Consider the following 14586-nt stretch of genomic DNA (forward strand, 5'->3'; position numbering starts at 1 on the left):
ACCGGGTGTTAGGGTTCGAACAAGAACTCGAAGGGAGCTCGCATGCTGCCCGATCTGACGCAGTATCTGTGGATCGCCTGGCTCGTGCTGGCCGTGATCTTCGTGATCATCGAGCTGCTGACCCTCGAGTTCACCTTCCTCATGCTGGCCGCGGGCTCGCTCATCGGCGGCCTCGGCGTGAACCTCCTCGGCGGCCCCTGGTGGCTGCAGGTGCTCATCGCCGCCGCCGTGTCGGCCCTGCTCCTGTTCACGATCCGCCCGCTCCTGCTGCGCGCACTGCACCGCTCCAGCCAGCCGCACCCGACGAACGTCGACGCGCTCTACGGGATGGGTGCGCGCGTCAGCGCCGCCTTCGTCGACGGGCGCGGATACGTCCGCCTCGACAACGGAGAGCAGTGGACCGCCGAGCTCGCGCCGTCCGCCGCGCCGCTCGGCCCGGGCGACCGCGCCGTGGTCACCGCCGTGCGCGGGGCGACCGTCGAAGTCGCGCCCGCTGCCCCGCTTCCCGCCCCGGGGTCCCCCGCGGCATCCGACTCCCCCGAAAGGAGCACCGACTGATGGTCGACGTCGGAGCATTCGTCGGACAGATCTTCGTGATCGTCCTCCTGGTCGTCGTCGCGATCTTCGTGATCGTGGTCCTCTTCCGGTCCATCCGCATCATCCCCCAGGCCTACTCCGGTGTCGTCGAGCGCCTCGGCCGCTACCAGCGCACCCTCTCCCCCGGCCTGAACCTGCTCGTCCCGTTCATCGACCGCCTGCGCCCGCTCGTGGACATGCGCGAGCAGGTCGTCTCGTTCCCGCCGCAGCCGGTCATCACCGAGGACAACCTCGTGGTCTCGATCGACACCGTCGTCTACTTCCAGGTCACCGACGCACGCGCGGCCACCTACGAGATCGCCAACTACCTGTCGGCGGTGGAGCAGCTCACCACGACGACACTGCGCAACGTCGTCGGCGGGCTGAACCTCGAGCAGGCCCTCACCAGCCGTGACAACATCAACGGTCAGTTGCGCGTCGTGCTCGACGAGGCGACCGGGAAGTGGGGTCTGCGGGTGTCGCGCGTTGAGCTCAAGGCCATCGACCCGCCCCACTCGATCCAGGACTCGATGGAGAAGCAGATGCGCGCCGAGCGGGAGCGCCGCGCGACGATCCTGACCGCCGAGGGCTCGAAGCAGTCTCAGATCCTCGAGGCGGAGGGACGCCGTCAGGCCGCCATCCTCGGGGCGGAGGGCGACAAGCAGGCGGCGATCCTGCGGGCCGAAGGTGAAGCGGCCGCCATCCAGAACGTCTTCTCCGCGATCCACGCCGGACGCCCCGACGACAAGCTGCTGGCGTACCAGTACCTCCAGACGCTGCCGAAGATCAGCAACAGCGCATCGAGCAAGCTCTGGATCATCCCGAGCGAGTTCACCGAAGCGATGAAGGGCCTGGGCGGCGCGTTCGCCGCACGCACCGACGCGGCCGCGGGTGCATCCGGGCCGACCCCGCCGCCGAGCGCCGCGCCCGCACCGCACACGCCTCCCGTCGATCCGTCGTGACCCACCCCTGGTTCACGGGGACGTCGTCACCGCGGGTGCTCGCCCACCGCGGGTTCGTTCCCCCGGATGCCGAGGGCATCGTGGAGAACAGCGTCGCCGCGTTCGCGGCGGCCCATGCCGCCGGAGCGGTCTACGTCGAGTCGGACTGCCACCTCACGGCCGACGGCGTCGTGGTCTTCTTCCACGACGACGACCTGCGACGCGTGACCGGCGACCCGCGCGCGATCGCGGCGGTGCACCACGCGGAGCTCGAACGCATCATGGCCGATCGGGGTGGGCTCGCCACCGCGGCGGACACCCTCTCGGCGTTCCCGACGCTGCGCTTCAACCTCGACGTGAAGGCGGCGGCGGCCGCGCGGCCCGTAGGACGCCTCGTCGTCCCCCACGCGGATCGCGTGCTGCTGACGAGCTTCTCCGACGCGCGTCGCCGAGACGCGCTGGACGCGGCGCGCCACCTCGGCGGCGAGCCCGCCACATCCGCCGGCCGGGCCACCATCGCGCGTGTCCTGGCGGCGGTGTCCACCGGTTCGGCGGGCCTTGTCGCCCGCGCGCTGCGCGACGTCGACGCGCTCCAGGTTCCGGAGCGCCAGGGTGCGGTGCGCATCGTCACCCCGCGCCTGCTCCGCGCCGCGCACGCGGCGGGCGTCGAGGTCCACGTGTGGACGATCAACGACCGCGACGACATGGACAGGCTGCTCGATCTGGGGGTGGACGGCCTCGTCACCGACCGTGCGGACCTCGCACTGCAGGCGGTCGCCGCGCGGCACTGACCCGGGCTGAGCATCCCCTGTGAAAGGGGGTGGCCGGACGCCCGTTCGGATGATGCACACAGGTGCGCGCGTTATACCTGACACGACGAGAGGACCACACAATGGCAGATCGCAGCCTGCGCGGCATCCGACTCGGCGCCTCCAGCCTACAGAGCGAGGAAGGCGTCGTGTTCCATGAGCGCGCCAACCACACGTATGTCTGCACGCAGTGCGGACGCGAGACCGTGATGACCTTCGCGGCGGACGCCGAGCTTCCCGAGGCCTGGGAGTGCCGCACCTGCGGCGCCGAGGCCGTGCTCCGCGTCGGCGACTCGGTCGTCGAGATCGACCACTCCGGCGACAAGGCTCCCCGCACGCACTGGGACATGCTCCTGGAGCGTCGCACGGTGCCCGAGCTGGAGGAGCTGCTCGAGGAGCGCCTGGCTCTGCTGCGCGCCCGCCGCGGCGCCACGGGCGACGCTCGCCTCAGCGCCTGACGCTCACTCCCCCGTGATGACGCCGGCCCCTTCGGGGGTCGGCGTCTTCGGCGTGCGCGCGCGGCGCCGCGCGACGAGGCCGACCACCGCCAGAGCGAGGACGCTCCCCCACCCGAGCAGGGTCTGCAGGGCCTCGCCGAGCAGGATGCCGGGCGTCAGACCGGTGCGCAGCGGCACGTCGGTGACCATCGCCCCCGGCTCGTCGGCGGGCAGGGCGTCGATCGTGCGCCCGTCCGGACCGATGACCTGACTGGTTCCCACGGTGGAGAGGTTCACGACCGCCCGACCGGACTCCACGGCCCTGATCCGCGCGAACGCGAGCTGCTGCAGGTTCTCGTCGGTGCCCCGGAAGTCGGCGTTGTTTGTCTGGAACATGAAGACCTGAGCACCGGCCAGAGCGCCCTCGCGGATCACGTCGTCGTAGATGACGTCGAAGCAGATGGCGAGACCGACGCCCACACCGTCGACGTCGAACATCGGTGTCGACGTGCCCGGCGTGTACTCCCGCTGGATGAGCCCGATGAGATCCGGGGCCAGCATGTCGTAGAACCAGCGATCGGGCACGTACTCCCCGAAGGGCACGGGATGCCGTTTGTCGTACAGGGCGACGGGGTTGTCGGCTCCGTCCTTCCAGAGCATCGACGAGTTGAAGTACTGATCGCCCCGCTGGGTCACGCCGCTCACGAGCAGCGGCGCGCCGACGCGGCCCGCGAGCGCGTCGAGCGCGGCACGCACCGACGTGTTCGACAGGGCGTCGGCGTCGATGCCGCCCTCCGGCCACAGCAGCACGTCGATGTCCTCGTCCTCGATCGGCGCCGTCGCCGCCAGCTGAGCCCGCAGGACGTCGTAGGCCGCCCGCTCGTCGAAGTAGCCGGCGGGCCCGTTGCCCTGCACCGCGCCCACGCGGATGCTGCCGGCATCCGTCGTGGGGAAGGCCGGCAGCAGGAACATCACGAGCACCGTGAGCGCCGCCGGCAGCGCGGTGCGCAGATCGCGCAGGCGCCCCAGACGTACGGCCTCGACCGCGGCGGCGCAGGCGAAGACGATCAGGAAGGACAGCCCACTCATCCCCGTCCACGACGTCACGTCGACCAGGGGAGAGTCGGCCTGGGTGACGGCGATCCGCGTCCAGGGGAACCCTCCGTAGGGGAATGTCCCCTGCAGCTCCTCCCGCGACACCCACAGTCCCGCGACGAGCGCCGGAAGCGCCACCAGACGACCCGCCGTTCCCGGCGCCCACCGCGGCAGCCAGCGGTAGGCCAGGGCGATCGGCACCGCCATCACGGCGGTGAGGACGGACTCGAGGCTCGCGAGCGCGATCCACGGCACCGGACCGAGATAGCGCGCCGTGAAGGAGAAGTTCACGAAGAACAGCCCGGCTCCGAACAGCAGCCCGACCAGGAGCGCACCGCGCACGCTGCGTCCGATGAGCCCGACCAGCGCGAGGGGCACGGCCACGAACACCACCGGCCACCACGAGAGGGCGGGGAAGGCGAGCGTCAGCAGCAGCCCCGCCGCGGCCGAGGTCACCGCCGCGGCCCACAGCGGCAGAAGCGGCCTCGGGGGCGGCGAGGACGGTCGCGGGAGTCGGGGCACGGAACGAGCCTAAGCGAGCGGGATCAGAACGAGCCGTAAGCGACGATGCCGCGACGAACGGCGTCGAGCGCCGAGCGCGCCGTGGTCGCGATCGGCGGGTCGGCGACCATCGACAGCTGATCGAGCAGATCGATGGTCTGCTTCGTCCAGCGCACGAAATCGCCCGCGGCGAGGTCGGCCTCCTGCAGCACCCGGTCGAGGCTCGCGCCGCGCGCCCAGGCGTGCATCGCCGGGGCGAGGCCGGTGGCGACGGGCGCGGACCCGGGAAGGCGGTGGTCCTGCTCGAGGTCGTCCAGTCGCGCCCAGAGCTCTTGGGTGGCCGCCAGCGCGTCGCGGAACGCGCCTCGCGGCAGCCCGCGCTCCCCCGGGCCGCTCTCGTCGCGACGCGGCTCGTAGACGAGGCTGCAGGCCAGCGCGGCGAGCCCCGCGGCATCCAGGTCTGCCCAGATGCCGGTGCGCAGCGACTCGGCGACGAGGAGATCGCGCTCGCCGTAGATGCGCTTCATCGTCGCGCCGGCCGCGGTGAGCGTGGTCACGCCGTCGGCGTCCACCGCGACGTAGTCGAGCGCCGCGAGCACGTCGACGACGCGATCGAAGATGCGCGCGACGGTGCCGGTGCGCGCATCGATCTGCTGACGCAGCTTGTCGGTGTGCCGCCGCAGCTTCCAGAACCGCTCCGCCCACCGGGCGTGCTTCTCGCGATCGGGACAGGTCTGGCACGGATGCCGCTTCAGACGCCGTCGCAGCGACTCCAGCTGCTCCTGCCGCTGCTGGCGGAGCTTCGGCGAGCTGGACCGGTCGCCCTTGCGTTCCAGATCCGTGAGCTCACGCCGCATCCGCGCGAACTCGGCGAAATCGCCGCGATCGCACGTCATCGCGGCCGTGTACCCGGCGAGCGAGTCCTCGGCCTCCTTCACCTCGCGCGCCAGGCCGACGACCGCGCGGTCGGCCTGGAACTGGGCGAAGGAGGATTCGAGGATCTCCCGCGCGCGGGCGCGCCCGAACTGGTCGATGAGGTTCACGGCCATGTTGTAGGTCGGGCGGAAGCTGGAGTTGAGCGGATAGGTGCGCCGCGAGGCGAGCGCGGCCACCGCCTGCGGATCGAGGCTCTCGGTCCACTGGATCACGGCGTGACCCTCGACGTCGATGCCACGGCGTCCCGCGCGTCCGGTGAGCTGGGTGTACTCCCCCGAGGTGATCGCGACCCGCGCCTCGCCGTTGAACTTCTCGAGCTTCTCGAGCACGACCGTGCGCGCGGGCATGTTGATGCCGAGGGCGAGGGTCTCGGTCGCGAACACGACCTTGACGAGCTTGTGCTGGAAGAGCTCCTCGACGATCTCCTTGAAGGCGGGCAGCAGACCGGCGTGGTGGGCGGCGATGCCGCGCTCCAGGTTCTCGCGCCACTCCCAGAAGCCGAGCACGGCCAAGTCCTCGTCGGGAAGCGCGGCCGTGCGCTCGTCGACGATGCGCCGGATCTCGTCGCGTTCGTCGCGATCGGTGAGGCGCACGCCGGCACGTCGGACCTGCTGCACGGCGCCTTCGCACCCGGCGCGGCTGAAGATGAAGAAGATCGCGGGCAGCAGGTTGGCGCGCGCGAGCAGCTCGACGACCTGCGGGCGATCGATGCGCTCGATGCGCTGGGCGTTCGCCGCGCGCATGGGGCGCCGCCCGCCGGAGGACGGTCGCTGTCCCGGCGCACGGTCGCCTGCGGACCGCTGACCGTGGGCGCGGTGTCCCTGCGAACGGTGCTCCTGCGAGCGGTGCTCCTGCGCGCGCCGGTTGCTCTCGAACGACGAGCCGCGCACGGACCTCAGGCGCATCAGCTCCTGGTTCACCTGCGCGGTCGCGATGCCGGCGCGATCGTCGAACAGGGGCAGCAAGTCGCCGCGCACGAGAACGTGCTGTTCCAAGGGCACCGGTCGCGTCTCGGACACGATGACGGCGGTGTCCCCCCGCACGGTGTCGAGCCAGTCGCCGAACTCCTCGGCATTCGAGACGGTCGCCGACAGCGACACCAGCCGCACCCGCGCGGGCAGGTGGATGATGACCTCTTCCCACACGGCGCCGCGGAAGCGGTCGGCGAGGTAGTGGACCTCATCCATCACGACGTACCGCAAGCCGCGCAGCGCCGGCGAGTCGGCGTAGAGCATGTTGCGCAGCACCTCGGTGGTCATCACGACGACGCGCGCGTTCCCGTTGATGTTGGTGTCGCCGGTGAGAAGTCCGACCTCGTCCTCGCCGTAGACCTGCTGCAGCTCGCGGAACTTCTGGTTGGACAGCGCCTTCATCGGGGTCGTGTAGAAGGCCTTGTCGCCCGGCTCGCGCATGGCGAGGTGCACGGCGAACTCTCCGACGATCGTCTTTCCCGCCCCGGTGGGTGCGGCGACGAGCACGCTGCGCCCCTCTTCCAGAGCGTGGCATCCGGCGATCTGGAACGGGTCGAGCTCGAACCTCTGCTCGTCGGCGAAGGCGGCGGTGAGAGGGTGGGCCTGACGCGCCTGCGCCTGTGCGTAGCGGGTGGCGGGATCCGTCACAGCTCGAGACCGAGGGCCTTCTCGCGCTTGGCGCGTCGACGGTCGAACAGGACGGACAGACCGGCGGCCGCGAAGAAGAGGACGGTGAGGATGCCGGCCAGCATCAGCATGCTCACGATGTCGGCGGCCGGTGTCGCGAGCGCCGCGAAGACCGAGGCGACGAGGATGGCCACGCGCCAGCCCTTCAGGATCGCCATGCCGCTCATGACGCCCGCGAGGTTCAGCGCGACGAGGAACACCGGCAGGACGAACGAGACGCCGACGACGAGCAGGAGCTTGAAGACGAAGTCGTAGTAGTACTTCGAGTCATAGATGTTCGAGGCGCCCTCTGGCGTGAAGGACGCCATCAGCTCGACGATGTGGGGCATGATCAGCCACCCGACGAACACTCCCGCGGCGAACAACGGGATCGCCGCGGAGACGAAGCCGATCGTGTAGAGGACCTCCTTGCGCGTGAGGCCGGGGACCAGGAACGCCCACACCTGCCACAGCCACACGGGGGCCGAGATGATGACGCCGACGGCCAGCGAGATCCGCAGCCGCATGTCGAACGGGCCCGTGATGCTCTGGTACATGAGCGTGACGACGTCGGCGTCGCCGCGCTGCTCGGCGACGACGCGGATGGGCTCGGTCATCGCCCAGATGATCGCATCGGTGAAGATCCACGCGACGACCATCCCCACGACGAGCGCGATGATCCCGATGATGAACCGACGGCGCAGTTCCTTGAGGTGCTCGCCCAGCGACATCCGCCGGTCACGGCGCGGACCCTCTTCTTCGGCGATGCGCGCGGAGTCGACCGTGGCCACGAGTGTCAGGGCTTGGTGTCGGTACCGGGTTCCGCCGTCGGGGCGGGGCTGGTGCCGTTGGGTGCGGTCGGCGCGGCGGGCGCGTCCTCTTCCTTCATCGCCTTCATCTCGCCCTTGAAGACACGAGCGGACTGTCCGACGCTCTTGGCCAGAGCCGGGAGCTTCGCCGCCCCGAACAGGAGCAGGATGATGATGACGAGGGCCAGCAGGTGCCAGCCGGTCAAGCCTCCGAGCATGAGGGTCTCCTCGGGTGTGGGGTTGCTGGCCAGTCTACCTGCCGCCCCGACGGATGGGTTCAGCGGTACTGGGCGAGCCCCGCTTCGGCCCACGCGGCGGTCGCGCGGCGTGCGGCATCCGGAGAGACGACCTCGAGGTCGCCGCCGAGCCGCGTCGCGACGCGCTTGAGGCTCCGCGCGTCGCCCACCCGAACGCGGGCCGACCGGATCTCCGCGTCGATCGTGGCCGGGTCGTCCAGCACGACGTAGTCGGCCAGCAACGGCGCCGCCGACGCGCGATAGCGGACCTCGACCTCGACGTCTCCCGCGGCGCCCTCGAACAGCGCGGGCACCGAGTCTTCGCCGTGGGTGCTCGCGATGTCGGTCAGACGCACGTCGGAGACGCGGTCGAGATGGAAGGTGCGCATCGCCTGCCGCAGATGGCACCATCCCTGCAGGTACCACTGGCCACCCGCGATGTGCACCTTGACCGGGTCGACCGTGCGGGTCGTGGGCGCGGCATCGGGAGCCTGGTACGAGAAGGCCACGGCGACGTGCTCGCGGAGAGCCTGCGCGACCGTCAGGCGCACGTCGTCGACCGTGTCGGGGGCGACGATGACATCGGCCGGCACGCCCGACGCGCCCCGTGCGAGCTTGGCGAGCAGGCCCTGGACGACGCCGCTGTCGCCGACGCCGGGCAGTGTCGCCGCGACACGCAGCCCGGCCAGCAGCGCGGCCGCCTCCGGTGCGGTCAGCCGCGGGGTGCGCTCCAGACCCACCGTGTTCGTGATCACGATGAGGTCCTGTTCGTCCAGGAGGTCCCAGTCGATGTCGAACAGGTCGTTGGCCATCTGCCAGAAGCCGCCGTCGCCGGGCAGGCCGATCACGGTGAGCTTCTCGACCATCCCGCGCATCTGCTCGACGGTCACGTCGAACTCGTCGGCGGCCTCGGTGAGCGACACCTCGCCCTTCCCGATCAGGTAGGGCACGAGCTGCAGGATGAGCGCCGCCCGATCGGTCGCCAGCAGCGGCTTGCGACGACGGCTCATGACCCCGCCCCCTCGTCGGTCGCGGCATCCGGGCCGGCGTGCAGCCGGAGCGTGCGCTCGAGTCGGGCGATGACCTGATCGCGCAGCGCGGCCGGCTCGACCACGCGCACCTCCGGGCCGTAGGAGGCGAGCTCGTCGGCGAGGATGTGGACGTCCACGTACGGCACCCGGATCCCCTGCTCGGCATCCGTCGCGCGGCGGGTCAGACGCAGGGCGGCCTCGGTGCCCGGAGCGATCTCGAGCAGCGCCTGCTGACGGGCCGCGAGGGCCTCGAGACCGGCCAGCGCGCGCTCACCGGCGCCCTCGCGCAGCGCGAGATCGAAGCCGGCGCGGGTGATCGCGACATCCGACACGATGCGCGACAGCAGGAAGGTGCGCACGTCGTCCTGGGCGAGGTCGAACCCGTACACGTGCCAGCGCGCCTCGTACTCGACGAGGGCGTACGGCTGCACGCGGCGCACCCGTGCGGTCTCGTCGCCGGCCTTGAGGTAGGCGAACTCGACGACGCGCCCCTGCTCGATCGCCCTCTGCAGCGGCCCGAACGAGGCCTCCCGCAGGTTGACGCGCGGCGAGTATCCGATGATCGGCGCGTCGACCTCGATGCCGAGCGCGCGGATCTTGCGCAGACCGCTGCGCGCATCGGCCGACATGGAGCTCTCGCTCCACACGCCGCCGGCGAGGTTCAGGACGGCGAGCTCGGCGGGGGTGAACTCGATGTCGGCGGGCAGCTCGTACTCGGCCGTCGGGATGCGGTAGCGCGCCTCGCGGAGGTCGTCCGGGTCGGCGTAGTCGCCGATCGTCTCGACCGGGATGCCGAGCGAACGCAGGTTCTCCTTGTCGCGCTCGAACATCTTCTCGAGCGCATCCTTGGACGCGCCGGCGCTGCTCTGCTCGCGGTAGCCCGCGACGGAGGCGAGGATGGTGTCTTTCGTGAGCCCCTGCTCGGTCGCCATGAGGGCGACGACGAGGTTGACCAGACGCTCCTCGGGCGCGCTGCGGACGGTCTCGGTGGGCACCCGACAATCTTAGGCGTCGCCTGTGCGCCGGCGGCGCTGCCGCGCGGTCGCGGTCGTCAGCTCGTGGCGGGCGTGTCGACGCCGAGGATGTCGATGACGAACACGAGCGTCGATCCTGCGGGGATCGAGCCGCTCGCCGTGTCGCCGTATCCGAGCGCCGGCGGGATCACGACGAGGATCTGCGACCCGACCGTCTGGCCGTCGAGCGCCTGAGCGAAGCCGGGCACCACCGCGTCGAGGGTGACGGCCGCCGAGGCGCCGTTCTCCCACGTCGAGTCGAAGACCTTGCGATCGGCCCACGTGACGCCGGTGTAGTTGATGCGGATGCTGTCGGTTCCGCCGACGGCCGGGCCGTCGCCCTTCTTCAGCACCTCGACCGCGAGATCGGTGGGCGGGGCCGTGTCGGGGATGATGACGCCGGGTGTGCCGTCGGGCGCGAGCACGACCGACGGCATGCCGCGGCGGTCGTTGTACTGCGGGACACCGTCGGCGGCGGCGAGGTACACCTTCTGGAGGTCGATCGCGACGACGATCGCATCGCTGCCGCTGAGGCCCCAGCCCTGAGCCGCGGCGTCGGAGAGGTCACTGGCCGGCACGGCCCCGACGATCCGCGAGCCCTCCGTCGCGCACATCATCATGTCCGCGAAGCCGGCGTACTGCTCGCGCCACTTCGACAGCGGGGTGACCTGCGTGCCGGAGGTCAGGATCTTCTGCCCGGTCGAGCCGCTCATGATCGTGATGGCGAACTGCACGTCCTGCATGTCGGAGGTCACGCGCTGGCCCGAACCCACGGTCTCGTCGACGGCGACGGTGTGATCGACGTAGACGGGAGCGCTCAGGGTCACCTCGGGGGTGCCTTCGGCGCCGGAGACGCTCACGGTGTCGAGCACGCCGGACGGGTCGGCCCCACGGTCGCACGCGGCGGCCGATGGGGATGCGGACGCGCACCCGACCAGGGTCAGGACGGAGAGGCCGACGACGGCGAGGGCAGCAGGGATCCGGCGCACCGGATCAGTCTACGTCGTCCGCGGCCCGCTCCCCCGCGCCGTCGGGGCCGGTGTCCGCGTCGGCGCCGGCGGTGGCCTGTCGCGCCCCGTCGGCGGCGCGCTGCGCCTCGCGCACCCGCTTGCGGAGGTTCTTGTCGGTGATCTCGCGGTCGCCGACCGCACCGGGGGTCCACGCCTCGACATCCGCGTCGGCATAGCTCGGCTTCTTGAGCGCACGCTTGCGCACGTCGGGCGGCATCGCTCCGGGCGCCAGACGGCGCGCCGTGATGAGGAAGCCGGTGTGCGCCACCATCCGATGGTCGGGGCGCACGGCGAGACCTTCCACGTGCCAGCCGCGCACCATCGTCTCGGTGGCCTCGGGGTCGGTGAACAGGCCCGTGCCGCGGATGTACTCGGCGACGCGGCTGAGCTGGGTGGCGGTGGCCACGTAGCACAGCACGACACCGCCGGGCGTGAGGGCGTCGGCGACCGCGTCGATGCACTCCCAGGGCGCCAGCATGTCGAGGACGACACGGTCGACGGATGCCGCGTCCACCGCGCCGGGCAGCTCCGCGACGAGGTCGCCGACCACGACCTCCCAGGCCTCGGGCGCGTGGCCGAAGAAGGTCTCGACGTTGGCGCGGGCCACCTCGGCGAACTCCTCGCGACGCTCGAAGGAGACCAGGCGGCCGGCCGATCCGATCGTGCGCAGGAGCCACATCGACAGCGCGCCCGAGCCGACGCCCGCCTCCACGACGGTGGCGCCCGGGAAGATGTCGGCGGAGGCGAGGATCTGCGCCGCATCCTTCGGATAGACGATCGCCGCTCCGCGCGGCATGGACATGACGAAGTCGCGCAGCAGCGGGCGCAGCGCCAGGTACTCGTGGCCGCCCGAGTTGGTCACGACCGATCCGTCGGGCTGGCCGATCAGCTGCGCGTGCTTGAGGACGCCGTGATGCGTGTGCAGCTCGCCGCCCTCGCGGAGCGTCACGGTGTGCAGACGCCCCTTCGGGCCGGTCAGCTGCACCCGGTCGCCCAGCCGGAACGGCCCGCTCGGTCGGAGGTCGACGAGAGGGGTGGGCGTTGTCATGTGTGATCTCCTGTGCGGTGTGCCGCGTACACGGCGGCGATGTCATCGGGCGTGCGCTCGGCGAGCGTCGACCAGAGGGTGTGGGCGCCGGCACCCACCAGCGAGACCATCAGCGGGACCCCGATGGTGGTGACCCCGGCGGCGACCGCGGCGCGCACCCCCGTCGGCGAGTCCTCGATCGCCACGACCTCCGACGGTTCGACGCCGAGCGCCCGGCAGGCCTGCAGGTAGGCGTCGGGGTGGGGCTTGGGGCGGGTGACGTCGTCGCCGGCGACGATCAGCTCGAAGGTGTCGCCGAAGGGCGCCACCACCTGCTCCGCCATCGACCGCAGTGACATCGTCACGAGGGCGCACCGCACCCCGGCCGACCGCAGAGCGCTCAGCAGGTCAGCCGCGCCCGGCCGCAGGGGGTTGCCGCGCTCGGCCAGCATCCGGGTGACCTCGGCGGTGAGGTGGTCGACGATGTCGCGGACCGACATCCGCACGCCGGCCTCCTGCAGGATCGCTCCCGACGTCTCGAGGCCCTGCCCCACCAGCGTCAGCGCCTGCTCGTGGGTCCAGGTGCCGCCGAAGCTCTCGACGAGCGCGGTCTCCGCCTCCATCCAGTACGGCTCGGTGTCGACGAGGGTGCCGTCCATGTCCCACAGGACGGCGACGGGAAGGGCGGGGCTCACCGGACCATGCTACCGACGCGCTCCGCGGCGTCCCGCCGGCACCGCGCGTCGCGCGCGGGCGCCGCCCCGTCGCCGGTCGCGACGCGTATCGTTGAGGGATCGATTCACCGTGCGAGAGGGGCGGAGTGGACGAACTCGGAAACCGCGTATTGGTCGTGGCCTTCGACGGATGGAACGACGCGGGCGAGGCCGCTTCCGCCGCCGCGGCGCACATCCGCGAGTCGGGCGCCTACCGCGAGGTCTTCTCGGTCGACCCGGAGCTCTACTTCGACTACCAGTACACGCGACCGCAGCTCAAGGTGGAAGCCGACGGCTCGCGGACCCTCAGCTGGCCCGACGCCACCGTGTGGCGGCCGCTGCATCCCGCCGAGGGCACACGGCTGTGGGTGCTCTCCGGCGTCGAGCCCGCCCGCGCCTGGCAGTCGTTCGCGGCCGAGCTGATCGACGCCGCCCTCAGCGAGGACATCACGGGCATCGTGGCGCTCGGCTCGATGATGTCGGATGTGCCCCACACCCGCCCGATCTCGGTGTTCGCGGGAAGCGACAACGAGAAGCTGCGCGCCGCGCTGGGACTGGAGAAGCCGACGTACGAGGGGCCGGCCGGCATCCTCACCGTGCTCTCCGCGGCTGCCGAGGCGGCCGGCATCCCGACCGCGGCCCTGTGGGCGAGTGTCCCGCATTACGTCGCCGGCCACACGCCGTCGCCGAAGGCCACGCTCGCGCTGCTCGATCGCGTCATGGCGCTGACCGGAGCGGTGGTCGCCCGCGGCGAGCTGCCCGCCGAGGCCCTCGCCTGGGAGGCGTCGATCGATGCCGCGGCGGCGGACGACGAGGAGATGACCGAGTACATCCACCAGCTGGAGCAGACCCGCGACACCTGGGACTCCCCCGAAGCGTCCGGAGACGCCATAGCGCAGGAGTTCGAGCGCTATCTGCGCCGCGGCGGAAGCGGCGAGGGCCCCGGCAAACCCGGTCGCGACGACCCCCGCCGCTCCTGATCAGTACGCCTGCAGCACTCCGAAGCTCAGCAGCACGATCAGCACGAGTCCGAGCGCCAGGCGGTAGAGCACGAACGGCAGGAAGCTGCCGCGCTTGAGGTAGCGCATCAGGAACGCGATCACCGCGAGGCCCACGCCGAACGCGACGACCGTGGCGACGCCCGTCTCGAACATGTTGTACACCTGGTCGCCCGGGTCTTTGATGGCCTGCACCAGCTCGTAGAGGCCGCTGCCGAACACGGCCGGCACCGCGAGCAGGAACGCGACCTCCGCCGCGGCCGGACGGGTGTAGCCCAGGGCCAGGCCCATCGTCGTCGTCGCACCGGAGCGCGAGACACCCGGGACGAGGGCGAGCATCTGGGCCAGGCCCAGAGCGAGGCCGTGCCCGTAGGTCAGGTCCTTCTCGGTGCGGGTGCGGCGCCCCAACGCGTCGGCGGCGCCGAGCAGGAGACCGAAGACGATCAGCACGATCGCGACCAGCCAGAGGTTGCGGAACGTGTTGCGGATGGACTCCTGGAACAGGTACCCGGCGATGCCGATCGGGATCGTGCCGATGATGACGATCCACCCCATGCGGGCGTCGGGGTCGTTGCGCGGCACGCGGCCGGTCAGCGACTTCGCCCACTGGGAGATGATCCGCACGATCTTGCCCCAGAAGTAGACGAGCACCGCGAGCTCGGTGCCGATCTGGGTGATGGCGGTGAAGGTCGCGCCGGGGTCTTCGGCGGACGGGAGGAACTCGCCCATGATGCGCAGGTGGGCACTGGAGGAGACGGGGAGAAACTCGGTGAGTCCCTGGACCAGGCCCAGGATGATCGCCTCGAACAGGTGCATG

15 protein-coding genes are annotated in these 14586 nt (G+C 71.1%); 5 read left to right on the plus strand and 10 right to left on the minus strand.

Features of this window, described 5'->3' with window-relative positions:
- Positions 1 to 42 precede the first annotated feature (42 nt).
- From AC1Q49_RS00460 to AC1Q49_RS00475, 4 genes are all read left to right on the plus strand, one after another.
- Complete coding sequence (locus AC1Q49_RS00460; protein ID WP_060958644.1) at positions 43 to 558, plus strand: NfeD family protein; 516 nt, start codon at positions 43 to 45, stop codon at positions 556 to 558.
- Entirely contained in the window at positions 558 to 1538 is a 981-nt protein-coding gene (locus AC1Q49_RS00465) for an SPFH domain-containing protein (protein WP_232783907.1), read from the plus strand. Before AC1Q49_RS00460 ends, AC1Q49_RS00465 begins: the two co-directional genes overlap by 1 nt.
- Positions 1535 to 2308, plus strand: a complete 774-nt coding sequence (locus AC1Q49_RS00470) for a glycerophosphodiester phosphodiesterase family protein (RefSeq protein WP_492490644.1) — start codon at positions 1535 to 1537, stop codon at positions 2306 to 2308. The genes AC1Q49_RS00465 and AC1Q49_RS00470 overlap by 4 nt, the downstream gene beginning before the upstream one ends.
- Before the next feature lie 101 nt (positions 2309 to 2409).
- Positions 2410 to 2784: an RNA polymerase-binding protein RbpA gene (locus tag AC1Q49_RS00475; protein ID WP_060958647.1), complete on the plus strand. Its 375-nt coding sequence runs from the start codon at positions 2410 to 2412 to the stop codon at positions 2782 to 2784.
- A 3-nt stretch (positions 2785 to 2787) separates the two neighbouring features.
- Here AC1Q49_RS00475 and lnt read toward each other — a convergent pair whose 3' ends face one another.
- From lnt to AC1Q49_RS00520, 9 genes are all read right to left on the minus strand, one after another.
- Positions 2788 to 4380, minus strand: coding sequence for an apolipoprotein N-acyltransferase (lnt, locus tag AC1Q49_RS00480; protein WP_492490645.1), 1593 nt, complete (start codon positions 4378 to 4380; stop codon positions 2788 to 2790).
- 23 nt (positions 4381 to 4403) lie between these two features.
- Complete coding sequence (locus tag AC1Q49_RS00485; RefSeq protein WP_060958649.1) at positions 4404 to 6914, minus strand: DEAD/DEAH box helicase; 2511 nt, start codon at positions 6912 to 6914, stop codon at positions 4404 to 4406.
- The gene (gene tatC, locus AC1Q49_RS00490; protein WP_492490702.1) at positions 6911 to 7663 is read right to left on the minus strand and encodes a twin-arginine translocase subunit TatC; all 753 of its coding nucleotides are present in this window, start codon (positions 7661 to 7663) and stop codon (positions 6911 to 6913) included. The genes AC1Q49_RS00485 and tatC overlap by 4 nt, the downstream gene beginning before the upstream one ends.
- Positions 7664 to 7728: 65 nt before the next feature.
- Positions 7729 to 7959: a twin-arginine translocase TatA/TatE family subunit gene (locus AC1Q49_RS00495; RefSeq protein WP_060958650.1), complete on the minus strand. Its 231-nt coding sequence runs from the start codon at positions 7957 to 7959 to the stop codon at positions 7729 to 7731.
- 59 nt (positions 7960 to 8018) lie between these two features.
- Positions 8019 to 8987: a helix-turn-helix transcriptional regulator gene (locus AC1Q49_RS00500; protein WP_061781735.1), complete on the minus strand. Its 969-nt coding sequence runs from the start codon at positions 8985 to 8987 to the stop codon at positions 8019 to 8021.
- Complete coding sequence (locus AC1Q49_RS00505) at positions 8984 to 10003, minus strand: helix-turn-helix transcriptional regulator (RefSeq protein WP_101306425.1); 1020 nt, start codon at positions 10001 to 10003, stop codon at positions 8984 to 8986. The genes AC1Q49_RS00500 and AC1Q49_RS00505 overlap by 4 nt, the downstream gene beginning before the upstream one ends.
- 56 nt (positions 10004 to 10059) lie before the next feature.
- Positions 10060 to 11010 carry an FKBP-type peptidyl-prolyl cis-trans isomerase gene (locus tag AC1Q49_RS00510; RefSeq protein WP_492490646.1) on the minus strand — a complete coding sequence of 317 codons (951 nt, stop codon included), beginning with the start codon at positions 11008 to 11010 and terminating at the stop codon, positions 10060 to 10062.
- Positions 11011 to 11014: 4 nt separating this feature from the next.
- Positions 11015 to 12079, minus strand: a complete 1065-nt coding sequence (locus tag AC1Q49_RS00515) for a tRNA (adenine-N1)-methyltransferase (protein ID WP_060958654.1) — start codon at positions 12077 to 12079, stop codon at positions 11015 to 11017.
- Complete coding sequence (locus AC1Q49_RS00520; RefSeq protein WP_492490647.1) at positions 12076 to 12753, minus strand: HAD family hydrolase; 678 nt, start codon at positions 12751 to 12753, stop codon at positions 12076 to 12078. Before AC1Q49_RS00520 ends, AC1Q49_RS00515 begins: the two co-directional genes overlap by 4 nt.
- 125 nt (positions 12754 to 12878) lie before the next feature.
- Between AC1Q49_RS00520 and AC1Q49_RS00525 the strand changes: the two genes are divergently transcribed.
- On the plus strand, positions 12879 to 13751 hold the full coding sequence (locus tag AC1Q49_RS00525; protein ID WP_101306428.1) for a PAC2 family protein: 873 nt from the start codon (positions 12879 to 12881) through the stop codon (positions 13749 to 13751).
- Here AC1Q49_RS00525 and AC1Q49_RS00530 read toward each other — a convergent pair whose 3' ends face one another.
- A complete protein-coding gene (locus tag AC1Q49_RS00530; RefSeq protein ID WP_101306429.1) occupies positions 13752 to 14585 on the minus strand; it encodes an undecaprenyl-diphosphate phosphatase in 834 nt (277 codons plus the stop codon).
- Position 14586 lies beyond the last annotated feature (1 nt).

The organism is Microbacterium sp. MPR-TSA4 (assembly GCF_058792815.1).

Bases quoted from the DNA above. Each gene is read 5' to 3' on its own strand.
- AC1Q49_RS00465 (WP_232783907.1), top strand. From the start codon at position 558: ATGGTCGACGTCGGAGCATTCGTCGGACAGATCTTCGTGATCGTCCTC.
- AC1Q49_RS00515 (WP_060958654.1), bottom strand. From the start codon at position 12,079: ATGACAACGCCCACCCCTCTCGTCGACCTCCGACCGAGCGGGCCGTTC.
- AC1Q49_RS00500 (WP_061781735.1), bottom strand. From the start codon at position 8,987: ATGAGCCGTCGTCGCAAGCCGCTGCTGGCGACCGATCGGGCGGCGCTC.
- AC1Q49_RS00530 (WP_101306429.1), bottom strand. From the start codon at position 14,585: ATGCACCTGTTCGAGGCGATCATCCTGGGCCTGGTCCAGGGACTCACC.
- AC1Q49_RS00475 (WP_060958647.1), top strand. From the start codon at position 2,410: ATGGCAGATCGCAGCCTGCGCGGCATCCGACTCGGCGCCTCCAGCCTA.
- AC1Q49_RS00460 (WP_060958644.1), top strand. From the start codon at position 43: ATGCTGCCCGATCTGACGCAGTATCTGTGGATCGCCTGGCTCGTGCTG.
- AC1Q49_RS00495 (WP_060958650.1), bottom strand. From the start codon at position 7,959: ATGCTCGGAGGCTTGACCGGCTGGCACCTGCTGGCCCTCGTCATCATC.
- tatC (WP_492490702.1), bottom strand. From the start codon at position 7,663: ATGTCGCTGGGCGAGCACCTCAAGGAACTGCGCCGTCGGTTCATCATC.